The sequence below is a fragment of the Acaryochloris thomasi RCC1774 genome (assembly GCF_003231495.1).
Lineage (GTDB): Bacteria > Cyanobacteriota > Cyanobacteriia > Thermosynechococcales > Thermosynechococcaceae > RCC1774.
In genome coordinates this window covers 1-21258 of the sequence record NZ_PQWO01000006.1, presented here as the reverse complement: position 1 = coordinate 21258, position 21258 = coordinate 1, and the positions used below count along the sequence as shown (strand labels likewise).

The window sequence follows — 21258 nt, the reverse complement described above, 5'->3', positions numbered from 1 at the left end:
CGGCAAACCTGCTGCGGCTGCCTAATTGACGACCTGTACTGGAGCGTCATCGGTGAGGCCATCTCCGCCGGTAACGACAATATTTTGACCTGCTCTCAACTCGGCATTAGCAATGACGACGTCTTGCCCCAAGTCCGCCGATATTTTGACTTCAAGCTGTTGCGCTTGATCGTTATCAACCACAAACAACAGCCATTCATCCCCCCGCCGGGTCAACGCCTCACGAGGCACGACAAAGGTATCTATACTTTCGATCGGCACGGCTAAGCTTGCCTGAATTGCCATGCCTGGCAGCAGTCTTGGCGGTGGAGTATTCAAACTCACCCTCACTCGCTGCCGACGAGAAGCGGTGTCAGCGGTGGGTACTACGGCGGTAATTTCTGTTGCCTGTTGCCAGTCAGGTAACGCTCTAGCGTTGAGGGTGACCTGCATTCCTGGAGCCACTTGCCCGCTTAAGCTTTCGGGTACTTCTAGAAAGATCTCTAAAGAGCGATCGCTAACGATAGTCACGACAGGGTCGCCGACTTCGACGTAATCACCAGGATCGACATCCCGCGACTGGACTATTCCCAAAGAGGCTGCTTTAACCTCTGTGCGCCGCACCCTCAACTGTATTTGTTCGACGACTACATTAGCAGCATCTACCAAGCCTCGCTGAGCATCAACTTCTTCTTTGGTAGCGCCTGCCTGTGCCTCAGCGAGTAAAGCTTCAACACGGTATCTTTCGCTTCTAGCAGCGTCAGCTTCGGTTCTTGCTTCGATTAAATCTCTTTGAGAGAGTGCTCCTCTTTCAGTCAAATCCGATATCCGTTCCAAATTATCTTTTGCCTCTAACTCTCTAGCTGTGGCTGAGTCTAATTCTGCTTCTCTTTGGGCAATTATTTCGGGACGAGTCCCGACTTGTAACCTGGCTAAATTGCTTCTTTCCTGGGCTAATCTCGCCTGTGCCTCGGCTAAAGCCAATCTAGAATCGGCATCGTCAAGCACGGCTACTGTCATTCCTGGCGTAACGCGATCTCCTTCTCTAACCGAAACGCTCTGTACCGCACCATCTAGCTGCGGACTTAACGTTGCCCTTTCTCCTGCCTCCACTTGTCCTAATAACCTTACCTGCCTGTTACCCGTACCTGATGTTAGAGCTATCGTTTCAACGGATTTGGGCGGTGGCGTTTGTGCGTTAGAGTCGGCTGTTGGTGAAGAACTCGTTGTAAACACTTGCCACAAACCAACGCCTCCTACCAGTAAGAGTGCAAGTAACCATCCAGGTAGCTTAATTTTTTTCTGGTTAGGTTTTTCCTGCTGTTGTTCTGACGCTGGTTCTAATTCTGGAGACTGTTGGGACGAAATATTAGCGGATGTCATGACTCTAAATTTCACCTTTTTTGACATCTTTGACCTGTCCCTTACGGATCATGTATGTCGCCTCATATCTTTTGAGCGCTTGTCTAATCAGCGTACTAAGAGAGTCTCATTTGTATTAACTGCGCCCGCTCCGGTTTCGGTTGCTCCACCAATCACATAAATTTGGTTGCCGATCGCTCCTGCTGCCATACCATGACGCGGAGTTGGCATGTCCGGGACCGAATTCCACTGATCTAACGCTGGATCGTAAACCCATGCTTCAGCAATAACCGCTTGTTCTGGAACCCACTGTTCACCACCAAAGACATACAGCTTGCCATCTACAGCTGTAGCAGTGATACCCCCTGCGGCTTGGGGTAGCGGGGCAAGCGTTTCCCAATTTTCTGCTTCTGGATCGTATGCTTCAAGGCTGGCTACGTTAACGTTTGCATACTCGCCATTTTCTTGTTCCGTAAACTCGCGCCCGCCGACAACATACATTTTTTCATCAATAACCGCTGCTGCATGGCTATTTCGGGCGGTGGGCGCATCAGGAGCAGGCGACCATACTTCGGTGATAGGATCGAAAACTAATAGACTAGCAGTATCAAAATGATCGTTGAAGTTTGTCGAATCAGGCGTTCCTTTTAAGCGCCCACCAACCACGTAGATTTTTCCGTCTATGACCGCAGCCGTATGTTCACCGCGCGGCTGTGGCAAAGGCGTACTTTCAGTCCATTCTTCTATATTAAAATCGTAGACAAATACGGTGTTTTGAGCTTCCCAGTTAGGAAATCCTCCGACAAATCCACCTATTCCATAAAGTTGATCCTCAACAATAGAGACCGCAACATGATGCCGTGCTTCCGGTAGAGGACTGAGTTCAGTCCATGTATCTCTAGTAGCGTCATATTCCAGAAAATTGTCTGAAACACTCTGTGCACCTTCGAATAGACCGCCAAGGGTATATATTTTATCGTTTCTTATATCGGCGTAAATTTCTTGTACTTCTGCGGGGAGAGGCGCTGCATCTGTCCACTGTAAATCTGTCTGGGCTGCTGCCGTAGTTGCCAAAAGTCCAGCTAATGCGGTAATTGCTATTTTTGCAATTTTGTTCTTCATGACTGTATTTTTTATGACTTTGCTCTATATAAAACTAAGGTTTGTATCACAGACTTTTAAGTGATCGATCTAACTAGGTTCACAGTAGCGATAGAATCCAGACTGATAAATACACAGACCTCGCAGTTGATTGCCTAATCCTCCAAGCTGGAATTTTATGAGTTCTCTATAATTCTGAGTAGAATACGATAATGCCGATTGGAATACGATTGAGCGAATCGATATGGCAAATCAAGTCATTGGCCCACCAGCCAGCCAGCCAACTGCGACGACGAACCAGTGCCAAGAATTAGCGTCACTGCTCACTCGTCATACGGATGGTAGAAGAGACGGGTTTCATCAAACTGCGATCGATCAGGTGGTATTGCAGCGAGCCTCTTCAGTGCCCACTGCAATACATAGTGTCTGCAACCCTTTCTTTGCCATTCTGGTTCAAGGTAAAAAGAAAGTATTGCTGGGTGAGGAAGTCTATCCTTTTGGTGTCGCGCAATGTCTTGTCGCTTCAGTTGATTTGCCGTTAAGCGCATTTGTTGTGGAAGCAACACCTGAAAAGCCTTATCTGGGGTTCAAGGTGAATCTAGATCCCTGTCAGCTCTGCGATCTAGCGATTCAAACAAGTCCGAATCAATGCCAACCAGAGAATGCGGTTAGAGGTCTATTTATCGGCACGACTGATCGACCCTTGCTCGATTGCACGCTCAGACTCGCAAGGCTTTTGGATACCCCACAGGATATTGCAATCCTGGCACCGCTAATGATACGTGAACTCTACTATCGCCTATTAATGAGTGACCAAGGTGCAGCGGTTCGCCAAATTGCCACCTCTGGTAGCAGTATGCAGCGAATTGCTGAGGTAATTGAGCGACTCAAGGCTGATTTAGCACGACCGATGCAGATTGAAAATCTCGCAAGGCAAGCGGAGATGTCTGCTTCCTCTTTTCATCATCATTTCAAAGCAGTGACATCCATGAGTCCGCTGCAATACCAAAAGCAATTAAGACTCCTTGAAGCCCGTCGCCTGATGCTTGCCGAAAACTCTAATGCGTCCAACGCCGCCTATCAGGTGGGGTATGAAAGTCCTTCACAATTCAGTCGCGAGTATTCTCGGATGTTTGGTGCGCCGCCGATTCGGGATATTGAACGTTTACGAACAGCCTGAGCATGGGATTGTACATTTATTATTTAGCTTGAAGTTGGATCGAATGAGATCGCCGCCGAACAATTCAAATGCAGCGGACGGTTGAAAGCCGCTGGTGCTAAGTGCGTAGATCTGCGCCCCCAGAATCTACTTTGGATCATCGCTTTTGATAAGCTTTGGGTGTCATCCCTGTCATCTGACGGAAGACTTTTGTTAGATGCGTTTGATTTGCAAAGCCACAATCTAGAGCAATGTCGCTAATTGAGATAGTTTGCTGTTTTAGGGCTTGCTGTTGCAGTAATTGCTTAGCTCGTGCCACACGTTGTTGCATCAAATACCGATAGGGCGCAATTCCCACTGATTGCTTGAAGGATCGGCTAAAGTGGGATTCACTCATGCGGGTCAGGGTCGCCAAATCCAAAATCGATAAATCTTGTGTCAAATTTGCCTGCATATAATCAATGACTTGCTCCAACTGTGATTGGGGTAAACCATTAGCTTTCAACTCAGGCTTTCTGATTGCATAGTTCCCCGCCAAACGAGCGGCAAGCGCTGTCCCCAATGACTCGCCATACAACCTGCCAGACAGACAACCCGTTTGGATTTCCGTCTTAAACGCGAGGGCTAACTGCTGGATTACCGGATCATCTATTGAAAACTGTGGAATCAGTTCTATTTCACGTTGCTGAGCGATTTGATTCAGCAATGTTGGACAAATCGCAATCACCGAAAATTCGACTTCTTGATCCCAGTTTGTCCAATGATTTAGAAATGCTGGGATAACATCTACGCGACCGTTGCCGTGGGCGTAGTGTTTGAGTTTGCCATCTAAACGACGCTCTGCCTGAAAGCAACTTTTGGGGTCGGTGATTACCAGTGCATGCTGTAGAAGGCAATGCTCCACCGTTTTATGGGGAGGATGGCAGTAGTGGGTGAAGGTTAATCCTTTCCATCCGGTATGATAGCTAGCCACGAAGGGCGAGTGTGGAAGCACTCGCGCTGCTTCCTGTTGGTTTGTAAAATCAAGTGCGAAGGTTGCATGGTTCATGATGGGCTTTAACCCAGTTAATATTTCACGTCTCAAGCAGGATTAGGATAAATTTAGCAGAATTGGATGAGACGGCAGGTTGAGGCTAAAACTATTTTAGGGGTGTCCACCCATCTCCTTCACCTACCTCTTATGTCAGACCAACCTGCACCAGAAATCGAGCTGCTACGCACAGCGTACACGGCCTTCAATGCGCGCGACCTTGATGCCGTCCTCGCCCTCATGACTCCCGACGTGCATTGGCCAAGAGCGTTCAAAGGTGGTTTTGTCCATGGACCGGAAGAAGTCCGCGCTTACTGGGTGGAGCAGGGGAGCGAGATCAGTGCACATAACGAGCCGGTTGCCTTTCACTTAGAAGATGATGGGCAGGTCTTGGTCAAGGTGCATCAGGTCGTGCGCGATCTGTCCGGAGCCGTACTTGCCAATGAGCACGTTGGTCACCGTTACACTATTAAAGATGGCTTGATTCAAGCCATGAAAATCTGCTCACTTCCATCATCCGGTCTCGGTGCCTAAAAGCGCCCGTACACACCGACCGTTGAGAGTTGATCGGTATACTACAAAGTTGATCGGCGGCGGGTGATGGGCAACGGTTAGTAGTGATATTGAAGTTGAGCAATCATCAACGAATCCTTTTCGACCTTATAGATAATTCTGTGCTCATCAGTGATTCGCCTTGACCAATATCCAGAGAAGTTGTGCTTTAAGGGTTCTGGTTTACCAACGCCTTCGAACGGCTGTCGCTGAATATCTTTGATGAGACTGTTGATTCGCTTCAACATTTTTGGATTATTTTGTGGACAATTCCGCGCTGTGGGCATAGTTGATGACAACAGCAGCCCCATCTTGAGAAAGTTGAGTTGCGATCGCACGCCCAATGCCCTTAGATGAGCCAGTGACAATGGCAACTTTTCCCTCTAGTGACTTCATCACTTCTCCTGATTCTGTTAAAACAGTTGGCATCTAAAACTGACGTGCATTGAAGCACTGACTACGATGCAAAAAAAATCAGCGATCTTCTCGGCAATGTAAATGGGGCGATCCTCTGAGACCCAGTGGCTAAAGCGGTCCACAACCTCATAGCTGGCGTCCGTAGCAAACCGTTCAATCGTTTCGTCCTGAATCCGCTAGCAGCCCATCTCGGGCGCGAGGGCTAGTATTCGCAATTTGCTGAGCGTCCTCCAGACTCTCCGCTCTCAAGATCCAGAGTCCTGTTCCATCTGGTGGCATAAATGGGCCGCAGCATAGCAACGTTCCATTCTCATACTGCTGCCGGAACCACTTTCCTGCTCCGGTTCATGTTCAGGATGCTCCTCTTTATAGCTGTAATACTCTGGAACAGTATTGACGATGACGGCAAATAGTTTGGTCATAATGACGTACCTTTAATCCTGGCCAACAGTCATCTTGTGGGTATAGTCCTGAACCGTCATCGGCTGAATCGACGGATAGTGTGAGTTCATCAGCGGTTCCAGCTTGCCTTTGCCATTCAACATGGCGCGCCAGTACATCAGCGGTAGCCACGCAAAGGTGTTGTCTGGCTCCGATTTCTGACGATTAGCAATTTCTGTATCCAGATCGGCTAGCGTTCCCATTTGTTGGATAGAGATGGGTCGTCCGAGGCCGTCGGAGACTTCTTTGAGTAATTCATGAAAAGTCAGAGACTCTCCTGCAAATTTGCACTGGTTCGGCAAAACTTCGTCGGACAGGGCCACTGCAGCGGTATAGGCTGCTGTATCCGCATAGGTGGTGAAATCCATTTTTGTATTCCCGTCTCCCCAGAGATAGGCTTCATTTTTCTCTAGATCAAATGCGCCCAGGAATCCAAACAGTACGCCTCGATCAAGAAAGCAGCCGTTCAGAATGTGGTTAATTGCGACTGCTCCACGCTCCGTTTCCGCACGGTGAGCAAATTCGCACCGCCAGTCAGAATTGATGTTTTCTCCCTCTTCTAGCTTGAACAAATCAAAACTGAAGTCGGATGGGATAAACCGCTTCACCCCTGCCTCTTTTGCTGTAGCCAAAAACTCAAGTTGTTTGTCAACAATGACATCCGGGCCACCCTGAATCGCCGAAATGACAACATCCATACCCGTACATGCTTGGGACTCGTCTTCCGCGATCTCTACAGCCTCTTCCAGATCAGACGGCAGCTTGGAACGGCTACCGGGGCGAACATAAAGTCTCAACGATGCGCCACGCTCTAACAAAGCCTGCGCAATCATTCCTCCCAAATCCCCAGTTCCACCGATGAGAAGAACTTTCTTCCCAGTTGTCTTGGATTCCGTTGTCATCTATAGGTTCCTCTGAAATTTTTGTGTTGTATGTCCTTTGGCTTGTTGCCTTCACCTTCTGCTAATACCGGGAGAAGAGAAAAAAGCCGAACAGCTTATCGAGGCACAGCCTCGTCGAATTGAAGCGAAGAAATCATCTGCTGAGCATGGTCTCAGGAGGTCCACACTCCGGCTCTCTGTCGTTTGTCTTGCCACTTTTCAACTGGATTGATGAATGGAAGCTTGGCTCAAAATCGCGTTAGCCCTCCATCAACGGATAAGGTTTGACCTGTCATAAAGCGAGAATCTTCAGATGCTAAGAAAGAAACAACGCTAGCAACATCATCCGTTTCCGCAGTGCGATGGATCGCCTGCATCTGCTTCACCATGTCGAACATTTCTGACTGTTCACCGCTCTCTGTCGTCCCTGTGCGAACTAAGCCTGGAGCGACGGCATTGACTGTTATTCCGGCATCGGCAACTTCAGTGGCTAGGGCGCGGGTGAATCCAATCACTCCCATTTTGGCGGCGGTGTAGTGCGTGACGTTGGGGGCAACGGACCAGCAAACGGTGGATGAAACATTGATAATTCTTCCCCAGCCATGCTGTTTCAGCATCGGAAGAAAGGCTTGGCAGGTAAAAAATAGAGCATCGAGATTGACGGAGAAAACTTTGCGCCAGTCTTCAAAACTCATTTCAGCAAAGGGCTGGAACGGATAAATCCCAGCATTGTTGACTAAAATATCGCAGCGTCCAAACTGAGATTGAGTTGCTTCTGCTAGGGCCTGGACATCGTCAGCAGAGGTTACGTCACAGGATTGAGTAACGGCCTTGCGTCCAGCCTCTTTAACCATTTGCTCTGTTTCGGTGGCAGGATGTCTTGACGCTAGAACTAAGTCGGCTCCCTCGTTTGCCAAACGTCGGGCGAATTCTTGACCCATCCCTGAAGATGCGCCGGTTACGACAGCTACTTTGCCGGTGTGTTTTTGCGGGATCATCGTTATTTTCGTTAGTTTTCTAATGCTGGGTCTTGAGGCTTCCTGAGAAATTGCAATTAATTCTGCATTAGGCCCCCCCCTGGCCCCTTAATTCTGTAGGGCTGGGGGGCATACATTTTTGATTTAGCTTCAAAATCTGATTGACTTTTACTCAGTCAACAATGACGGATTAAAGCCTTCTAGCACTGTGAGCTTGGGGGCTCTTTAGATTGCTTCGCAACTGCAGCATGATTAGAGCTTTGCGTGGCTGCCGTCACAGTAAGGAGGGTTCTCGGTGTACTTGCACTGACACAGCGCGACTTGTTTTTCCTCATCAAGTTCAAAGGTCATGGGTGTGAAGTCTGTTCCCTGATGGGAACCGTTACAGAAGGGTTGATTTTCAGATAAACCACAGGTACACCATGCATAGGTGCCGGGTTCGAGGGTCAAGACAGCAGGCTTTTTAGCAGCAATAGTTGGTTCAGTCATTGGGCTCTCCTTTGAATGTGAATTGAAAGCTGAGGCCAGTCATGAAAACTGAGTCTCATGACTGGCCAGCCGCACTGGCGACGAAGCGGCAAATCTGTTTTTTTGAGATCCATAAAACTGCACCAGTAACAACCAGTAGCAGACCCGATAGTCCGTAGGTTTTCGTCAAGCCCATGCTTTGACTAACGGGCTGAGAAACAATGGGGGACAGAAACTGACCGAGGAAAAAGAAGGTTGTGAGTCCGCCTAAGGCGCGTCCGCGTAGATGATCGGGGGCTTCTTTGGAGGTCCAGACATTGAGGTTGGGCATCAATAGCCCTAAACCTAAGCCTGCCGGGACCAGCACTAGCAGAACTGACCCGTAAGTACCAACGAGGCCAATCCCGATATAGCCTAAACCCATGAGACTAAAGGCTAGAGCCAGAATAGTGATGAAGCTGAAGCGCTGCTTAATTTTGCCGTAGTTGAGGGAGGCGATGGCGCTAAAGAGAGTAGACAGTGCGATCGCAAGTCCGCTCCGAGCCGCATCTGCTCCCGCAATCTGCTTTAGATAAAACGGAAGCTGTGTCGGAATCAAATAAAAGACCACCTGCATCAACAGCGCCGATGCATAGATTAAAACCAGCAACCTGACTGGCAGGGAGGAAACGTTGGCCTGTCCACCCTGATCACTGGCAGCAGGAATCCTCTCAGGCTCATAGAGAACCCGTACCATTAGGGGCAACAATAGCCACGCAAACAAATAGATCAAGAACGGCAGTCGCCAGTTGAGATCGGCTATGAAGCCACCTACCGAGAGAAACAGCACTCCACCAAATCCCATGAAGGCAGCCTGCAAACCCATAAAATTGGCACGCTGGTCACCGCTAAAGTAATCAGCAATTAAGGTGGTGGCGCTGACCATAATTCCCGCCACGGCAAGGCCCAATAAAGCACGTCCGCCTAGAATGGCAAACAGAGAATCAAGAACATAGCCTGAGCCACCGGCAAAGCCATAGATAAGGGCAGAGCCAATCAGCAACGGCTTGCGACCGATAACATCGACGAGCTGTCCAGCTATGGGAGAGCCGATTACGATAAATAAGGCCGGAATTGTCAAGACCAGCTTGACCCAGAAGTCTGCATTCGAGACCTCCGCAAAATAGTCCTGCATCGCCGGTAGGGAAGGCGCGATGGTTGCCCCAGACATTACCGTCAGGGTACTTGCCAGCAGTAGCGTAATTTTGACGAGCCAAGCGTTGGGCATAGTTGCGATGGCCTGAGGCCAACCGAAGATGATCGCACACGGTCAAATAGACACTACCCTGCACCTTGTTTATCCGTCTTGTCCGTTCTTGTGGCATTTTTCACAATCTTGCCATTGCGAGTTCGATGGGCAATACTCCTGTGTTCACTGGCAATCCTTCAGAAACCTTTCATTTAGAATAAATAGGCCAAAGCTAGGCTGATAACGTACGGTAATCCTTGCCCCCTAGACCCAGAACTTTGATTTACTATGACGACATTAGCCTCAGGAGGTGTGTGATTGAAGACAAACGCTCGTCAGACCCCACTGCGTTCCCCCAGCTTACGAAAGCAAACATGGTCAGGCATTGGATCACTTCGCTACCAATCTAATTGTTTAGCGAAAACGATTCCTGAGCATGATCATGCCAGTCACGCTCTGTTTATTTCCTTGGGCGGCAGTACTTGGCTCAACATGCCTTCCAATGGCTATAACCAAATGCAGCGATTACCGGCAGGTAGTATCGCAATCACACCTGCGCGTGTAATGCATTCCGCAGTCGTTGATGAGCCGTCCGAATTTATCATCCTGTATCTGCGGCCTGAATTTGTTGATCAAAGCGGTGAGCGGACAGCCAATCATTCTCTCAAACCTGTAGTACTCCAGTCAGATTCGCTGATTCAAGCTATCAGTACAACGCTAACGAAAGCGGATTCAGAAGAGGGAGATCGATTCTATGCTGAATCATTGCTCCATGCGCTCTCGAACCATCTGCTCAAGCGATACTCTTGGCAACCATCAGCTCAGCAATTTAAGCCTTCTGGACTATCGGCTTTCAAGTTAACGCGAGTGCGAGACTATATTGAGGCTCACCTGCAGGAGTCTATTCGACTGGATGATCTGGCAATGACGTCTAATCTAAGCCGTTATCATTTCTGCCGACTGTTCAAGCAGTCTGTTGGCACCAGCCCTTATCGATATATTTTGCAACAGCGTATCAAGAAGGCAAAACAGCTTCTTCGGGATCCGGAGCTGTCGTTAGTGGAGGTTGCTCTAACTAGCGGCTTTGCTAATCAAAGTCATTTTTCCCGGCACTTCCGTCAGCAGGTGGGAGTGACACCAAGCTACTATCGGCACCAAGCTCGTTAGTTTTTCTGCTTGGGTTGAAGCAGCAGCTTCCAAGCAAGGAAGCCCCGCAGTAGAGACCGTGCATGACGGCGGGAACTGAAGAGGCAAACAATGCTAATAACAAGGTCACTCTGCCACTATTTGCTTCCCTGCTCTACTCAAAGATAGAGATCCTGGACTTTTTGTCTCTATCTTTATGAAGATGCTGATAAATATGAATAAACATTAAGCTTAGAATGGTACGGGTTTTTGACCCAGCCTAAAGATCAAACAGAGGTTCGCTCTATGCAACTTATCCCCAAAATGGCTCAAGCAGCTACCACTACGTTGGTAATTGGCCTTGCTTCCCTGACGTTAAGTGAGGCAGGTTATGCGAAAGTTAATGCACCGATAGAATCTGAAGCGGAGCTAAGACAAGCATCTACTCAATTAGATACCCGCTTCACTCGCCTCTGGGCTGGACTGGACAAAGCCGAGGAAGACGCAGAAGAGGCAGCAGATGATGTTGGAGACGGTGTTGATACAGGGGCTGAAGCGACAGCCGACACCGCAGAAGATGTGGCTGAAGATACGGGAGAAGGCATCGAAGACGGTGCTGAAGCAACAGGAGAGGCCGTGGATGATGCCGTAGACGCCACTGAGTCCGCCGCTAGTGATACCGGAGATGCAATTGGTGAGGCGGCTGATGACACTAACCAATTCTTCAAAGATCTCTTTTAGGTCGTAAACGGATCTGCTCACTGCAGGTCCATTTTTTTAGGGGCAGGTTGTTGAGCTGTCCTGCGATCTGGGGAGCGATGTTGCGGTCCTTGATTTCGTACTTAATGACTTGGCTTTGCCTTGAGACTGTTTGACAGCACTTCTGTCTGCAGAAAATTGTGAATTGAAAAAAAGTAATAAATCAAAGTGAAGGCATGGCTGATCTCAACCACGAAATTATAATTCTCGGCGGCGGCTTTTCGGGGCTATTCACCGCACTCCATTTGCATCGGCTGTCCTGTGACTGCCCGAGAAAACTGATAGATCGCAGTTGACGATTCCTTTTCAAGCCAATGCAGTATGAGTTGCTGACCAGCGAGCGCAATCTTGAGCTGACTTGGCCTCACTATGATGAACTGCTGGCCGACTGAGATATTGCATTTATTCTCGATGAGGTTAGCTCTATTGATTTAGAGCAGCGACAAGTCAAAACTGAGACGGGATTGACGTTTAACTACCGCTAGCTTGTCTTGGTGCTTGGGTCAACAATGGGGTATCTCCAGGTTCCCGGCGCGCGTGAGCATACTTTCTCATTCCGTATCGGAGACGATGCGATCGCACTGGGGAAACACCTCCGCAAAACGCTACAGATTGCCTATCAAACTCAGATCGAGCCGCAAAAGCAAAAGCATCTCACGATTGCTATCATTGGTGCCGGTCCGTCTGGGGTGGAGTTGGCAAGTACCCTGGCTGACCTACCGCCGACATGGTATGCCGCTGGGGGGCAACCCAATAGAGCTAAATATTCTGGTGCTGCAGAGGGGCGACGAAACTCTTGCAGGTGTAGGCAATGAAAAGCTGAGAGAAACGGCTTGTGCCGCGTTGAAGGAGCGGTCCGTTAATTTATACATAGAATGCAACCGTGACCGCAGTAGAACCGGGCGAGGTGATATACAAGGTTGGCGATCAGTAGCATCGACTGGAGGCTTCCACTGTTGTCTGGACAGCGGGAACTTTGGTTAATCCTCTCGTCTCAGGGCTAAATATTGCGGAAGAAAATCGCGATGGCCGAAGGCCGGTCGGAGACCATCGCAACGGGCGGCTTAAAGTCTTGCCAACCCTCCAGCTCCCGGACTATCCCGACGTGTTTGCGGCTGGAGACTGTACCGTCGATCCTGAAAATCCACAGCCCAATACCGCTCAGGTTGCCTATCAGCAAGGCAGAGACATTGCCGATAACATTGCGGCTCTCATTGAGGATAAATCCTTGAGTCCTGCTGATGTTTCTTTGCGAGGAACGCTCCTGAAATTAGGGATGGGCGAGAGCGCAGCAGAAATTTTTGGCCCGATTGAGGTCAAGGGGCGCGTCGGACATTTGGTTCGAGAAGCAACCTATCTGAGTTTGCTGCCGCTACCGGGCTACAAAATTAAAGCGGGTGCCCAATGGCTCACAGACAAAGTTTTTGAGAAGTTTTTGGGTTAGAGCGACGGGAAGAGTGGGCCTATCGCAGCGGCCTAAGAACGCTTCTGTTCAAGCCTAGGAGCTTCCTAAGGATCGACGCACTCTCTTAGTGTTGACATTGTTGGGGTCTAGGGCAATTGCTTTATCTAAATTTGCGATCGCATCCTGCCGATTCCCCATCCGCCAATGGGCCTCAGCACGCGTTACGTAGGCATCGGCGAAATTAGGGTTGAGCTTGATAGCCTGATCAACAGAGCTCAGCGCATTCTGATAGTCATTGAGGTTCAGAGCAATAATCGCGCGGGCAAACCATCCATCCACGGCACCGGGATCAAACTGAATAGCGCTGCTGCCGTCATCTAAAGCCTCTTGTTTTCTACCCAACTTGGATTGGACAATCCCTCGCACCGCATAGGCCCAAGAAGACTGGGCATCTAGCTTCACCGCGCGTTCGGCATCCGCTAGCGCCAGCGGATAGTTGCTCCGTAGATAGTGGGCATAGCTGCGGTAGCTGTAGGCTGCAGCCGACTTGGGGGCGCGGGTCACCGCTTGGTCGAGGTCGGCAAGCTGCCCCTGAATGTTACCCAGTTTCGCCTGGGCAAAACCACGAAAAATATAGGCCGTGTCCAAATTCGGATTGAGCTGAACTGCCCGATCGCCGTCTGCAACAGCTCGCTGATAATTCCCCTGCCAAAAGTAGATTTTTTGACGATTGCTGTAAGCTTCAGCGAAGTTGGGGCGCAGTTGAAGCGCTTGGTCGTAGTCCGCCAGCGCCTGCTTGTAATCACCCCGCTGTAAAAAGGCACCTCCCCGCACGTAGTAATCATCGGCAGTGGGCGGTGAGCTAGGCTGCTCTTTCGGCAAAGGATTCAAGTTAAGGCCCGCTTTTGAGATCCGGCTCGAAAAAACGTTAATGGGAATCCCCAGGTTGAAGCCTGTGTGGGTATAGATCTGCGGGTTAATGCTTTGCTTCTGAATCGGTTCAGGCGTGTCGGTTAGCCCGTGAATGGCGACCAGCCGCCCTTCACTGTCTAAGACAGGACCACCGTTCATACCTGGCAGCGTTGTGTTGGAGTAGAGCAGCGCGTAGCCATTTTCAAGGGCGCGCAGTGCCTTTGCCGTGACGGTTCCAGTGGTTAGGTTGTAGAAGCTCTCGTTCAGTGCCGCTGTCGGAAGTGGGTAGCCCGCGACATAAACCTTGCCCTTAATCTGATCCGAATTGCCCAGCTTTGCTACTGGGTAGTCCTGAGAGCTAGCGAACTGAAAAATCGCTAGGTCCAGCCCCGGCAGCAGTCGAATGGCGCTGGGAGAAACGGTGCGAGATTGGCCGCTGGAGGTCACAACGGTGATGTTTTTCTGTGACGCGAACAAATGGGCAACGGTCAAAGCTGTGTAAACGTCGCCGGTCCGCTTAATGATGACGCCCGAACCCGAGGCTTTGCCCTCAAGGCGGACTGTCGCGCCTTTCGCAATGGCGTTGATTTCTGCCGGACTCAGGGCCATTGCCTGCTGTGTACAGACCACTGCAGCGGGCACCATCAGCATGGCCAGCAATCTTGTGGGAAAAGTCATAGAAGCTCTGTAGACAACTTGATAAAGGTTTCAATAGGGATGGCCCAGCTAGAATTGATGAGCGTTTGTTGCAGGCTCGCCGGGGGTTTTGAGCCGTCTGCGAAGCGATGAGCGCCCCAAAGTGGTTCTTGATGGATGCCGTTAATGGCGATTACTTCGGCCTGAGCATTAAGAACGGGGCCTCCACTCATGCCTTTCTCAATTGTGTTCGTGTATCCAATTTGATATCCCCCTTCTAAAACCTTGGGTGCCACCAGTGAAACTTGACCGACAGTAAACTGAAAGCCTGGGGTAGATACGGGGAGTCCCGTATTGGGAAAACCCGCTGCAAAGACAGGGGTACCCATTGGTAACGAAAGCGAAGAACCTAGAGTTGCGATCGCATATTTCTGATCACTTTGAAAGCGAAGCGTCGCCAGATCAGTCTCGGTGAATCCGAGCTCAGCATGAACAGCCGCCGGATAGACTTGCCCATCAAAGGTTTGGATCCGATAGGATTCTCCTGTTCGCAGCACATGCTGATTGGTGAGAACCGTGTAGTGCCCGCTCTGTCGCTGAATCAGAATTCCAGAACTCCACTGGTCACTCGTCAGGATTTTGACAGTGATCGCCCGGGCATAGCCTCTCAATAACGACGGACTGTAGGACCCTGTCGTTGAGCTGCGATACAGAGCCTGACACTCTAGAAAGCCTGCAATTTCATCACTCGCAACTGCAGGCGTCAGCAAAGTGACTGCAGACAGAACGCTGCCAAAGATCGCGAGCCGTGCTGACTGACGGATCTGTCTCATTGCTGATCGATGTCATTCACTGAAGATCGAGATCGGCCTACCACAGTCCGGTTGTGGGTGCATTCGGATCTGCAGAAGCATTTTGATCGACGGGGGCTTCGTTTAAGAACTTCTCCATTTCGATATAAACGCGCCCAGAGGTTTCGTTCAGCGGGCCAGATGCCTGCAGGCGAACATCCATTAACCGCTGAAGTGTGCGACCTGGATTGCTACCTGGTTTGAGGGTAAACAAGACACCGTTGCAGGCTCCTAGCCGAGCCTTTGCGACGCAGACGACATTTTGATAATCCACCTGATTGGGGTAGCTCACTCGACCGGTGGTGAGGTAGTTGAGTTGACCGGTTTCGTAATACTCCTGGAATTTGTCAGAGACAATCTGGCAGCGTCTTAGGGGTGAATAGCCCGAGCTACTGAAATGGCTAGAGGTCCATTTAATAACCGGAACCAAGCCCCGTGATGTCTTTGCCATGGTTGCGGGTACGCCGCTACTGCTACCACAGGCAAAACGCCGTTCTGCAGCCGCCGCAGGCAATTTCACCACTGCACAGGTCAGCGCAGAGAACGCCAAAACTGAAGCAATTCTTCCCAATTTCATCGTCTATTTAACCCCATCAATTACCAAGGTCGAGCTATTACAGCTATTATCGCATTTGCGAAATCTTTCCCGCCATAGTTGACTGTGACGATGGATCAATAGTTCCCTACGCCTATCAAGCCCCATCACTGAGACCGGGTCTAGGCATGGGCGGTGCCTGAGATTTGTTGAGCTGCCGCAGCCAGATCCAGCCCACAACGGCAATCACCAAAGAAACCCAGCCAGTCACAACCTTAAAGAGCAGGAATCCACCCACGGCAAACATAGCTCCAAAGAGCAGCAAGAGCGCGGCACAGACCCTCAACAGATCTTTTCCTAAGTCTTGAAGGGGCGGTAGGCCCGTCTGCTTTCTTTGGCGTTTCCATCCCGGTCCCCCCGGTCGCACCTTTGTATAAAATTTGTTCAGCGTTTCGTCTGATTCCGGTGGGGTCAAAAGCATCACCGCGATCCAAATAATGGCGGTCAGTCCAGTAATCACCATCAGCTTGATGCCGTTGTCGGCAATCGTGATCACAGGGATAACGGTAGTGCCTAAACCAATAAAGAAGCCCCCCAGCATGGCGGCTAGCTCTGCCGCAGCGTTAATCCGCCACCAGTACCAGCGCAGCACCAATACCAAGCCCGGTCCAGTGCCAATGGCAATCACCAGCCCAAAAACAGAACTGATGCTGCTGAAGTTGAAGGCTGCGATCGCACCTAAAGCGGTAATCAAAACGGAAGCCACGCGCCCTGCCAAAACCAGCTCTGACTGAGGGGCATTGGGGCGAGCAAACCGACCGTATAGATCGTTCACTAAGTAAGATGCACCCCAATTGATTAGAGTCGAAACCGTACTCATGAACGCCGCCAGCAGTGACGCCACCGTTAGCCCCAACAGCACCGGAGGCAAGAAGTCGAGCATCATCTTGGGATAGCCCAGCTCTCGATCCACAGCACCCGCCGCGGTCAAAAGCTCAGAGTCGGGATAAATGACCAAAGCCGCCAGGGCTACAACAATCCAGGGCCAAGTGCGGACCACATAGTTCAAGATATTGAAGAACCAAGCCGCTTTCTCTGCTTCTTCTTCGGTTTTGGCAGCGGCCAATCGTTGTATAAATTCGCCACCGCCGTCACTGCGGCGAAAGGCCCACCATTGTACAAAAATGTAGGCTAAGAATGTACTGAGTGTAATGCCCGCTGCATCGCTCCACTGCATGAAGGAGCCGCCCCCGAAGGTTACGGGGACAAAGCTAAGAACATCCTGCTGGGTTTTCTCCTGTACCTGTTGGATCAGTTCCGGCATACCGCCGATGTGATTGACTGCGATCGCAGCCACAACAATGGCTCCGGCCAGCCCAAAGAAAAACTGGAAAAAGTCGGTGATCACAACGCCCCAAAGACCAGAGAGACCTGCATAGATCAGGACAAAGATGCTGACCCCCACTACGCTCCAGATTTTGAGGTTTTCGCCGGGATCGACGCCTACACTCTGCCAGAGATTCAATGCATCAATCGCTTTAACCATCGCTAGCATCGCGTAGCCAATGCCAATACAGTTAATAGGAACGGCAAACAAAAAGGCTTTCGTGGCCCGCAGCGTTGCGGCCATGTTGCCGCCGTAGCGCACCTCAATCAGTTCGGCATCGGTGATAATTTCTGAACGTCGCCACAGCCTTGCAAAGACGTAGATCATGATCACGTGGGCAATGCCGAAGCTCCACCACTGCCAGTTGCCCGCAATTCCGCCGCTGGCAACTACGCCGGCAATATACAACGGTGTATCAATTGAAAAGGTTGTGGCGGCCATGCTGGTTCCCGCTAGCCACCAGGGAAGCGATCGCCCGGAGACAAAAAAGTCTGCCATGCTACCAGAGGCTTTGCGGGAGAGGTAGAGGCCCAACAGAATGGTGAGGACGAGGTAGACCCCGACGATAATCCAGTCAATTGTTTGCATGGCAATGCCCCGGCGATTTGCTTCTCGCCATCATGCCACAGGACGCGCCCTATTGAATTTCTTGAAAAGAATATCCTTTGTTTGTTACTAAGTCTGTTGCTAAAGCCGTTATTTCACAAAGTTGTTTTAACTTTCTGCTCGAACCAATGGATGATTTGTTCGAGCGTAAGGGTCTCAATATCGGTCTCATTAGCTTCAGCAACCTGCTGGAGTGGCTTCAGGGATGAATGCAGTAGATTTGCAAACCAGCCTACAAATTCTTCTCCTTGCCCTTCAGTGGCTGCCATTTTTGGATCTTCGCCGACCCAGTTATAAATTTGTGATGTTGTTAGGTCTGCAATCTTTGTTTCTAGACCCGCACTAACCTTGTATAAGTATCGCCAGCTATATACAGTGATGCGAATGGAGAAGCGATCGCGAGTTGGCAGCAGGGTCTGATCAATTGCTGCACATTCTTCCAGCGTCAGCAGATCATTGAACGCCTGGGGCATTTCTGGCATCATTGTGGATGTGCTTTTTCCTAGGGATTCTGTGCTTTATTTCTAGCATAGCCAAACGATCGACTGACCAAGGCAAGTGTAATCACGGTAATGGGGCTATTTTTTCTAGAGGCTCTAGATTCTTTGACTTTTCCCAATCAGCTAGCAGCTCATCTTGATGCATGGATGCCCATTCTGAAACCATACCCATGATACGTGGAGGAAGTTTCCCTTCTATAACGCCTAGTGTATTGATGCTGATGATGGCCTCATCTTTACCCAGACTGCACATGGAAGTGTGGTGGGTTGTGATCGCAAAAATACATTTTGATAACAAGCCCATAAAACCGGCTGATTTCAGGCATTGACGCTGGTTTCTCGAAGGCTTGGAAATATTTCTTCCGGTGACCTACCGGTCAAGCGTAGATAGAGTGCATCGGGGCAGAGGTCTATTTGATCACTCCAGGCGATTTCTCTTTGCTCGCCAATATGGACGTTCTCGAAAGCGTTATAGTCATCCCAAACTTTGAATATGCCTTTACCAGCTAGGTCGGAAAGATCAACTTCACCTTCTGTTCCGTTTGAATATCGGAGCCATAGTCTGTAGTTGGGCAATGCTTTTACTTCAACGGGTTTGAGCATATTGCTGAAGGAGCGAAGTCAGAACGTGATTCCAGTGTATGCGATCGCGAGTTGGCAGCAATGTCTGATCAATCGCCGTACATTCTTCCAGCGTTAGCAAATCATTAAACGCTTGGGGCATCTCTGGCATCATTTAGAGCTAAACTCCCTTTCTATTAATTGGTCCCATTAGCATTATTGCAAGAATCCTATGCAGCGATGCCTCACCGATGTTGTTTCTCCCGCAACAGAGTATCGGCCCAAACAGTATCTTCATCTGATAGCGGAGGTACCGGCTCCTGATCATAATCAATCGCTAAATCATAGCTGGCTCGGTCATAGATCTGATTGAGCAAGGGCTGCAGCTCAGTGAGAACTTCCGCATCATCCTGTTTTAACGGTAGAGGGAAAGCCGGAATTGGACGCTGTAGATTGAAGGGATAAAGTGCAGCATGGGGTCTCTGGTTTGCCCGACTCACAAGGATTCGATAAAGTGAAGTCCCTGTTATGCCCAGCATTGGTAGCGGTTCGAAGGCTCGGATTAGATCAATCTCTACCAGGTGAGTCTGACTCGCCAAAATTTTGAGCCGTTTCTCTTCGTACTGTTGTCGTCCTTTTCCAGACCGCTTATTACTGGGCGAAATCAGTTCTAAGGTCGTGACGACTATTCCTGTACCTACCTCTCGGATTTCTAGATAGCGCTCCTGAATTTCCTCTGGCATGGGGAGTTCGACCATCACAGGTTCCATTACCGCTGTGTGGTTGGAATGTGCAGGTAAGTCTTCTTGCAAAGGCGTTTTAATCACGGAGATATCTGGTGGCCCTACGAGCAAGTTGCCGATGGTGTCTTCATAGACGCGCTTCTCAATGGCCACTCGATAGTTGGGGCGCAGTTGTGGTCCGAGACTATCTGCGATCGCAACCAGCAGCCGACTATGAACCTCTGGCCAGAGAGCTGGTTGCTCCAAATAAGGATCCATTCCAGGGAACGGGGACAGCATAGCGACAGGTGAAGGCTAAGGGTTTAGTCAATCGTTGTTTTCAGTGTATGCGATCGCACTAACTGCTCGGCCCCCTTAAAGCTTTATCTCGCTCTCAAAAACTCCTCTATCGTCATCACTCGCTATCTGCCGCAGCAATCTAGGTGAGATATTCCGCCCTTCGTGGAAGGGAACCGTTGTTGCTCGTCCATCAGGATGTCGAAATTGTTTATGACATCCTTTTTGCCGCACTTGGCTAAAGCCCAAATGGGCCAAGATGTGCGCCACTTCCTACGGCTTGAGAACAGGAATACTGCCCATGATTACGAAACCATAATTTGCTGTATACATAAAAACACAGTCTCAAAGCTCGTTGCCTCGTCTCCAAGAAGCATCTCTATCACTTCAGAAAGGTTGCTCTGTAGCTCATCTAAGGTTTCGCCCTGAGAATGTGCGCCAGGGAAGCCTGAGACATAGCCAACATAGAGGTTGGCATCCAAGTCTTTTTCTACAACGGCAGTGAATATATTCATAAACTATGGCAGCGGATCTATCTTTTCTAATGGTTCTAGGGTTTTCGCTCGTTCCCAATCGGTCTGTAGTTCGTTCTGATGTAGGGATACCCATTCTGCTACCATACCGATCACACGAGGCGGTAGTTTCCCTATAGCTTTGTTTGCTTGGCTTAGGTAAACAATCTCAGGGCTAAGTGTCTACATGATGGGTCAGAGGGAGATCGCAATTAGCGGCGTTACTCAAGGCGCCTAAAAATTCTGAGTCAATAGATTTACCCGAGGAGTATTGCGACTGATGCTATCGTCCAAACGGATGCGCGAGCTTCACGCTACAGTTCCCTCTAGACTATGTTTACAGTAGGGCTTCGGGTCCATTGCAATCGCAAGCTTAGCAATATCGAGTTGTTGTTGAGTGGACAGTTGTGGTGCTTGCTTGGCCTGATCTGTAGATATCTTTGGGAATAGGTCGTTGGCGTGAAAGAACGCCGACATAGCTGTGTCTAAAGTTCCTAGTAACTCTTCTGTATAGTGCAGAATCTGCTCAAAGAGCTCATCACATTGGGCCTGTGTCAATCCATCAATTTTAGCTTCATACTTCTGCCAACGGACTGGTGGTGTTGTGGTGTTGAAATAAATACCTACCACTTGATTGACACATTTTTTCTCCCACAGGCTGTAGGCTTTCCATGCTAAAGTCTGCAGTTCCTGGTCCAAATCTGCGTCAGTTAAGCCTGCAGTTTCTAGTTCTTTTTTGGGTAGTCCTAAATAGGTAAGGATTGATTGTAATGGTGAATAAAGTACCAAATAGCACCGATATGATTCTCTAGCTTTTTGGAGAATGACAGTGTCTTGCGCACCAATCTTGAGACG

The 21258-nt window shown here is 49.7% G+C and carries 28 protein-coding genes and 3 pseudogenes; 6 read left to right on the top strand and 25 right to left on the bottom strand.

Translation table 11 applies throughout. The features are described from left to right. Nucleotides 1-21 precede the first annotated feature (21 nt). Together C1752_RS11260 and C1752_RS11255 are read right to left on the bottom strand one after the other, a co-directional pair. Nucleotides 22-1362 (bottom strand): efflux RND transporter periplasmic adaptor subunit, encoded by a 1341-nt coding sequence (locus tag C1752_RS11260; RefSeq protein WP_110986369.1) that lies wholly within the window; start codon nucleotides 1360-1362, stop codon nucleotides 22-24. An 87-nt stretch (nucleotides 1363-1449) separates the two neighbouring features. Then, nucleotides 1450-2463, bottom strand: a complete 1014-nt coding sequence (locus tag C1752_RS11255; protein ID WP_110986173.1) for a Kelch repeat-containing protein — start codon at nucleotides 2461-2463, stop codon at nucleotides 1450-1452. A 223-nt stretch (nucleotides 2464-2686) separates the two neighbouring features. Between C1752_RS11255 and C1752_RS11250 the strand changes: the two genes are divergently transcribed. Next, nucleotides 2687-3622: an AraC family transcriptional regulator gene (locus tag C1752_RS11250; protein WP_110986172.1), complete on the top strand. Its 936-nt coding sequence runs from the start codon at nucleotides 2687-2689 to the stop codon at nucleotides 3620-3622. Between the two features lie 136 nt (nucleotides 3623-3758). Here C1752_RS11250 and C1752_RS11245 read toward each other — a convergent pair whose 3' ends face one another. Further along, a complete protein-coding gene (locus C1752_RS11245) occupies nucleotides 3759-4649 on the bottom strand; it encodes a helix-turn-helix domain-containing protein (RefSeq protein ID WP_110986171.1) in 891 nt (296 codons plus the stop codon). 132 nt (nucleotides 4650-4781) lie between these two features. Between C1752_RS11245 and C1752_RS11240 the strand changes: the two genes are divergently transcribed. Further along, the gene (locus C1752_RS11240; RefSeq protein ID WP_110986368.1) at nucleotides 4782-5165 is read left to right on the top strand and encodes a nuclear transport factor 2 family protein; all 384 of its coding nucleotides are present in this window, start codon (nucleotides 4782-4784) and stop codon (nucleotides 5163-5165) included. 77 nt (nucleotides 5166-5242) lie between these two features. Here C1752_RS11240 and C1752_RS11235 read toward each other — a convergent pair whose 3' ends face one another. From C1752_RS11235 to C1752_RS11205, 8 genes and pseudogenes are all read right to left on the bottom strand, one after another. Further along, nucleotides 5243-5470: a Txe/YoeB family addiction module toxin gene (locus C1752_RS11235; protein WP_315865255.1), complete on the bottom strand. Its 228-nt coding sequence runs from the start codon at nucleotides 5468-5470 to the stop codon at nucleotides 5243-5245. Further along, nucleotides 5454-5579: pseudogene (locus C1752_RS11230) on the bottom strand (SDR family NAD(P)-dependent oxidoreductase); the annotation flags it as partial. The pseudogene C1752_RS11230 and the gene C1752_RS11235, both read right to left, overlap by 17 nt. A gap of 174 nt (nucleotides 5580-5753) precedes the next feature. After that, entirely contained in the window at nucleotides 5754-5879 is a 126-nt protein-coding gene (locus C1752_RS30270) for a YciI family protein (protein WP_315865254.1), read from the bottom strand. After that, nucleotides 5846-6022 (bottom strand): hypothetical protein, encoded by a 177-nt coding sequence (locus tag C1752_RS11225; RefSeq protein WP_199464379.1) that lies wholly within the window; start codon nucleotides 6020-6022, stop codon nucleotides 5846-5848. The genes C1752_RS30270 and C1752_RS11225 overlap by 34 nt, the downstream gene beginning before the upstream one ends. Before the next feature lie 12 nt (nucleotides 6023-6034). Beyond that, nucleotides 6035-6943: an NmrA family NAD(P)-binding protein gene (locus C1752_RS11220; protein WP_110986169.1), complete on the bottom strand. Its 909-nt coding sequence runs from the start codon at nucleotides 6941-6943 to the stop codon at nucleotides 6035-6037. Between the two features lie 227 nt (nucleotides 6944-7170). Next, nucleotides 7171-7920 carry an SDR family NAD(P)-dependent oxidoreductase gene (locus tag C1752_RS11215; RefSeq protein ID WP_110986168.1) on the bottom strand — a complete coding sequence of 250 codons (750 nt, stop codon included), beginning with the start codon at nucleotides 7918-7920 and terminating at the stop codon, nucleotides 7171-7173. 231 nt (nucleotides 7921-8151) lie between these two features. Then, on the bottom strand, nucleotides 8152-8388 hold the full coding sequence (locus C1752_RS11210) for a CDGSH iron-sulfur domain-containing protein (protein WP_110986167.1): 237 nt from the start codon (nucleotides 8386-8388) through the stop codon (nucleotides 8152-8154). A gap of 55 nt (nucleotides 8389-8443) precedes the next feature. Further along, the gene (locus C1752_RS11205; RefSeq protein WP_110986166.1) at nucleotides 8444-9634 is read right to left on the bottom strand and encodes an MFS transporter; all 1191 of its coding nucleotides are present in this window, start codon (nucleotides 9632-9634) and stop codon (nucleotides 8444-8446) included. 279 nt (nucleotides 9635-9913) lie between these two features. On the opposite strand from C1752_RS11205, the gene C1752_RS11200 reads away from it, so the two are divergent. The 4 genes from C1752_RS11200 (at nucleotide 9914) to C1752_RS11185 (ending at nucleotide 12923) form a co-directional block, all read left to right on the top strand. Then, nucleotides 9914-10762 (top strand): AraC family transcriptional regulator, encoded by an 849-nt coding sequence (locus C1752_RS11200; protein WP_110986165.1) that lies wholly within the window; start codon nucleotides 9914-9916, stop codon nucleotides 10760-10762. A gap of 264 nt (nucleotides 10763-11026) precedes the next feature. Then, complete coding sequence (locus tag C1752_RS11195; protein ID WP_146242327.1) at nucleotides 11027-11461, top strand: hypothetical protein; 435 nt, start codon at nucleotides 11027-11029, stop codon at nucleotides 11459-11461. 512 nt (nucleotides 11462-11973) lie between these two features. Next, nucleotides 11974-12294, top strand: a complete 321-nt coding sequence (locus C1752_RS11190; RefSeq protein ID WP_158535069.1) for a hypothetical protein — start codon at nucleotides 11974-11976, stop codon at nucleotides 12292-12294. Between the two features lie 161 nt (nucleotides 12295-12455). Beyond that, complete coding sequence (locus C1752_RS11185; RefSeq protein ID WP_110986162.1) at nucleotides 12456-12923, top strand: NAD(P)/FAD-dependent oxidoreductase; 468 nt, start codon at nucleotides 12456-12458, stop codon at nucleotides 12921-12923. A gap of 54 nt (nucleotides 12924-12977) precedes the next feature. Here C1752_RS11185 and C1752_RS11180 read toward each other — a convergent pair whose 3' ends face one another. From C1752_RS11180 to C1752_RS11125, 14 genes and pseudogenes are all read right to left on the bottom strand, one after another. Continuing rightward, the gene (locus C1752_RS11180; protein WP_110986161.1) at nucleotides 12978-14474 is read right to left on the bottom strand and encodes a tetratricopeptide repeat-containing S1 family peptidase; all 1497 of its coding nucleotides are present in this window, start codon (nucleotides 14472-14474) and stop codon (nucleotides 12978-12980) included. Then, on the bottom strand, nucleotides 14471-15265 hold the full coding sequence (locus C1752_RS11175; protein ID WP_110986160.1) for a S1 family peptidase: 795 nt from the start codon (nucleotides 15263-15265) through the stop codon (nucleotides 14471-14473). Before C1752_RS11175 ends, C1752_RS11180 begins: the two co-directional genes overlap by 4 nt. A 37-nt stretch (nucleotides 15266-15302) precedes the next feature. Further along, entirely contained in the window at nucleotides 15303-15860 is a 558-nt protein-coding gene (locus C1752_RS11170) for a COP23 domain-containing protein (protein ID WP_110986159.1), read from the bottom strand. A gap of 115 nt (nucleotides 15861-15975) precedes the next feature. Then, the gene (locus C1752_RS11165; RefSeq protein WP_110986158.1) at nucleotides 15976-17793 is read right to left on the bottom strand and encodes a sodium:solute symporter family protein; all 1818 of its coding nucleotides are present in this window, start codon (nucleotides 17791-17793) and stop codon (nucleotides 15976-15978) included. Nucleotides 17794-17906: 113 nt separating this feature from the next. Then, nucleotides 17907-18293: an NDH complex assembly factor CRR9 gene (locus C1752_RS11160; protein ID WP_158535068.1), complete on the bottom strand. Its 387-nt coding sequence runs from the start codon at nucleotides 18291-18293 to the stop codon at nucleotides 17907-17909. Nucleotides 18294-18375: 82 nt separating this feature from the next. Next, nucleotides 18376-18637, bottom strand: a pseudogene (locus C1752_RS30265) (DUF4160 domain-containing protein). Continuing rightward, the gene (locus tag C1752_RS11150) at nucleotides 18630-18914 is read right to left on the bottom strand and encodes a DUF2442 domain-containing protein (RefSeq protein ID WP_110986156.1); all 285 of its coding nucleotides are present in this window, start codon (nucleotides 18912-18914) and stop codon (nucleotides 18630-18632) included. The pseudogene C1752_RS30265 and the gene C1752_RS11150 overlap by 8 nt, the downstream one beginning before the upstream one ends. After that, complete coding sequence (locus C1752_RS28400) at nucleotides 18898-19044, bottom strand: hypothetical protein (protein ID WP_158535067.1); 147 nt, start codon at nucleotides 19042-19044, stop codon at nucleotides 18898-18900. The genes C1752_RS11150 and C1752_RS28400 overlap by 17 nt, the downstream gene beginning before the upstream one ends. 73 nt (nucleotides 19045-19117) lie before the next feature. Next, nucleotides 19118-19894 carry a DUF4058 family protein gene (locus C1752_RS11145; RefSeq protein ID WP_110986155.1) on the bottom strand — a complete coding sequence of 259 codons (777 nt, stop codon included), beginning with the start codon at nucleotides 19892-19894 and terminating at the stop codon, nucleotides 19118-19120. 75 nt (nucleotides 19895-19969) lie between these two features. Further along, nucleotides 19970-20161 (bottom strand): type II toxin-antitoxin system HicA family toxin, encoded by a 192-nt coding sequence (locus C1752_RS30260; RefSeq protein ID WP_370664150.1) that lies wholly within the window; start codon nucleotides 20159-20161, stop codon nucleotides 19970-19972. 35 nt (nucleotides 20162-20196) lie between these two features. Beyond that, the gene (locus tag C1752_RS11135; protein WP_110986154.1) at nucleotides 20197-20406 is read right to left on the bottom strand and encodes a type II toxin-antitoxin system HicB family antitoxin; all 210 of its coding nucleotides are present in this window, start codon (nucleotides 20404-20406) and stop codon (nucleotides 20197-20199) included. Nucleotides 20407-20409: 3 nt separating this feature from the next. Then, the gene (locus tag C1752_RS30255; protein ID WP_343192848.1) at nucleotides 20410-20541 is read right to left on the bottom strand and encodes a DUF4160 domain-containing protein; all 132 of its coding nucleotides are present in this window, start codon (nucleotides 20539-20541) and stop codon (nucleotides 20410-20412) included. 171 nt (nucleotides 20542-20712) lie between these two features. Further along, the gene (locus tag C1752_RS11130) at nucleotides 20713-21102 is read right to left on the bottom strand and encodes a hypothetical protein (RefSeq protein WP_110986153.1); all 390 of its coding nucleotides are present in this window, start codon (nucleotides 21100-21102) and stop codon (nucleotides 20713-20715) included. Nucleotides 21103-21149: 47 nt separating this feature from the next. After that, nucleotides 21150-21258, bottom strand: a pseudogene (locus C1752_RS11125) (IS1 family transposase); the annotation flags it as partial.

Bases quoted from the DNA above. Each gene is read 5' to 3' on its own strand.
- C1752_RS11215 (WP_110986168.1), bottom strand. From the start codon at position 7,920: ATGATCCCGCAAAAACACACCGGCAAAGTAGCTGTCGTAACCGGCGCA.
- C1752_RS11170 (WP_110986159.1), bottom strand. From the start codon at position 15,860: ATGAAATTGGGAAGAATTGCTTCAGTTTTGGCGTTCTCTGCGCTGACC.
- C1752_RS11165 (WP_110986158.1), bottom strand. From the start codon at position 17,793: ATGCAAACAATTGACTGGATTATCGTCGGGGTCTACCTCGTCCTCACC.
- C1752_RS11195 (WP_146242327.1), top strand. From the start codon at position 11,027: ATGCAACTTATCCCCAAAATGGCTCAAGCAGCTACCACTACGTTGGTA.
- C1752_RS11210 (WP_110986167.1), bottom strand. From the start codon at position 8,388: ATGACTGAACCAACTATTGCTGCTAAAAAGCCTGCTGTCTTGACCCTC.
- C1752_RS11160 (WP_158535068.1), bottom strand. From the start codon at position 18,293: ATGCCAGAAATGCCCCAGGCGTTCAATGATCTGCTGACGCTGGAAGAA.
- C1752_RS11235 (WP_315865255.1), bottom strand. From the start codon at position 5,470: ATGCCCACAGCGCGGAATTGTCCACAAAATAATCCAAAAATGTTGAAG.
- C1752_RS11145 (WP_110986155.1), bottom strand. From the start codon at position 19,894: ATGCTGTCCCCGTTCCCTGGAATGGATCCTTATTTGGAGCAACCAGCT.
- C1752_RS11225 (WP_199464379.1), bottom strand. From the start codon at position 6,022: ATGACCAAACTATTTGCCGTCATCGTCAATACTGTTCCAGAGTATTAC.
- C1752_RS30270 (WP_315865254.1), bottom strand. From the start codon at position 5,879: ATGCCACCAGATGGAACAGGACTCTGGATCTTGAGAGCGGAGAGTCTG.
- C1752_RS11250 (WP_110986172.1), top strand. From the start codon at position 2,687: ATGGCAAATCAAGTCATTGGCCCACCAGCCAGCCAGCCAACTGCGACG.
- C1752_RS11260 (WP_110986369.1), bottom strand. From the start codon at position 1,362: ATGACATCCGCTAATATTTCGTCCCAACAGTCTCCAGAATTAGAACCA.
- C1752_RS11255 (WP_110986173.1), bottom strand. From the start codon at position 2,463: ATGAAGAACAAAATTGCAAAAATAGCAATTACCGCATTAGCTGGACTT.
- C1752_RS11135 (WP_110986154.1), bottom strand. From the start codon at position 20,406: ATGAATATATTCACTGCCGTTGTAGAAAAAGACTTGGATGCCAACCTC.
- C1752_RS11175 (WP_110986160.1), bottom strand. From the start codon at position 15,265: ATGAGACAGATCCGTCAGTCAGCACGGCTCGCGATCTTTGGCAGCGTT.
- C1752_RS11240 (WP_110986368.1), top strand. From the start codon at position 4,782: ATGTCAGACCAACCTGCACCAGAAATCGAGCTGCTACGCACAGCGTAC.
- C1752_RS28400 (WP_158535067.1), bottom strand. From the start codon at position 19,044: ATGCCAGAGATGCCCCAAGCGTTTAATGATTTGCTAACGCTGGAAGAA.
- C1752_RS11150 (WP_110986156.1), bottom strand. From the start codon at position 18,914: ATGCTCAAACCCGTTGAAGTAAAAGCATTGCCCAACTACAGACTATGG.
- C1752_RS11245 (WP_110986171.1), bottom strand. From the start codon at position 4,649: ATGAACCATGCAACCTTCGCACTTGATTTTACAAACCAACAGGAAGCA.
- C1752_RS11180 (WP_110986161.1), bottom strand. From the start codon at position 14,474: ATGACTTTTCCCACAAGATTGCTGGCCATGCTGATGGTGCCCGCTGCA.
- C1752_RS11205 (WP_110986166.1), bottom strand. From the start codon at position 9,634: ATGCCCAACGCTTGGCTCGTCAAAATTACGCTACTGCTGGCAAGTACC.
- C1752_RS11220 (WP_110986169.1), bottom strand. From the start codon at position 6,943: ATGACAACGGAATCCAAGACAACTGGGAAGAAAGTTCTTCTCATCGGT.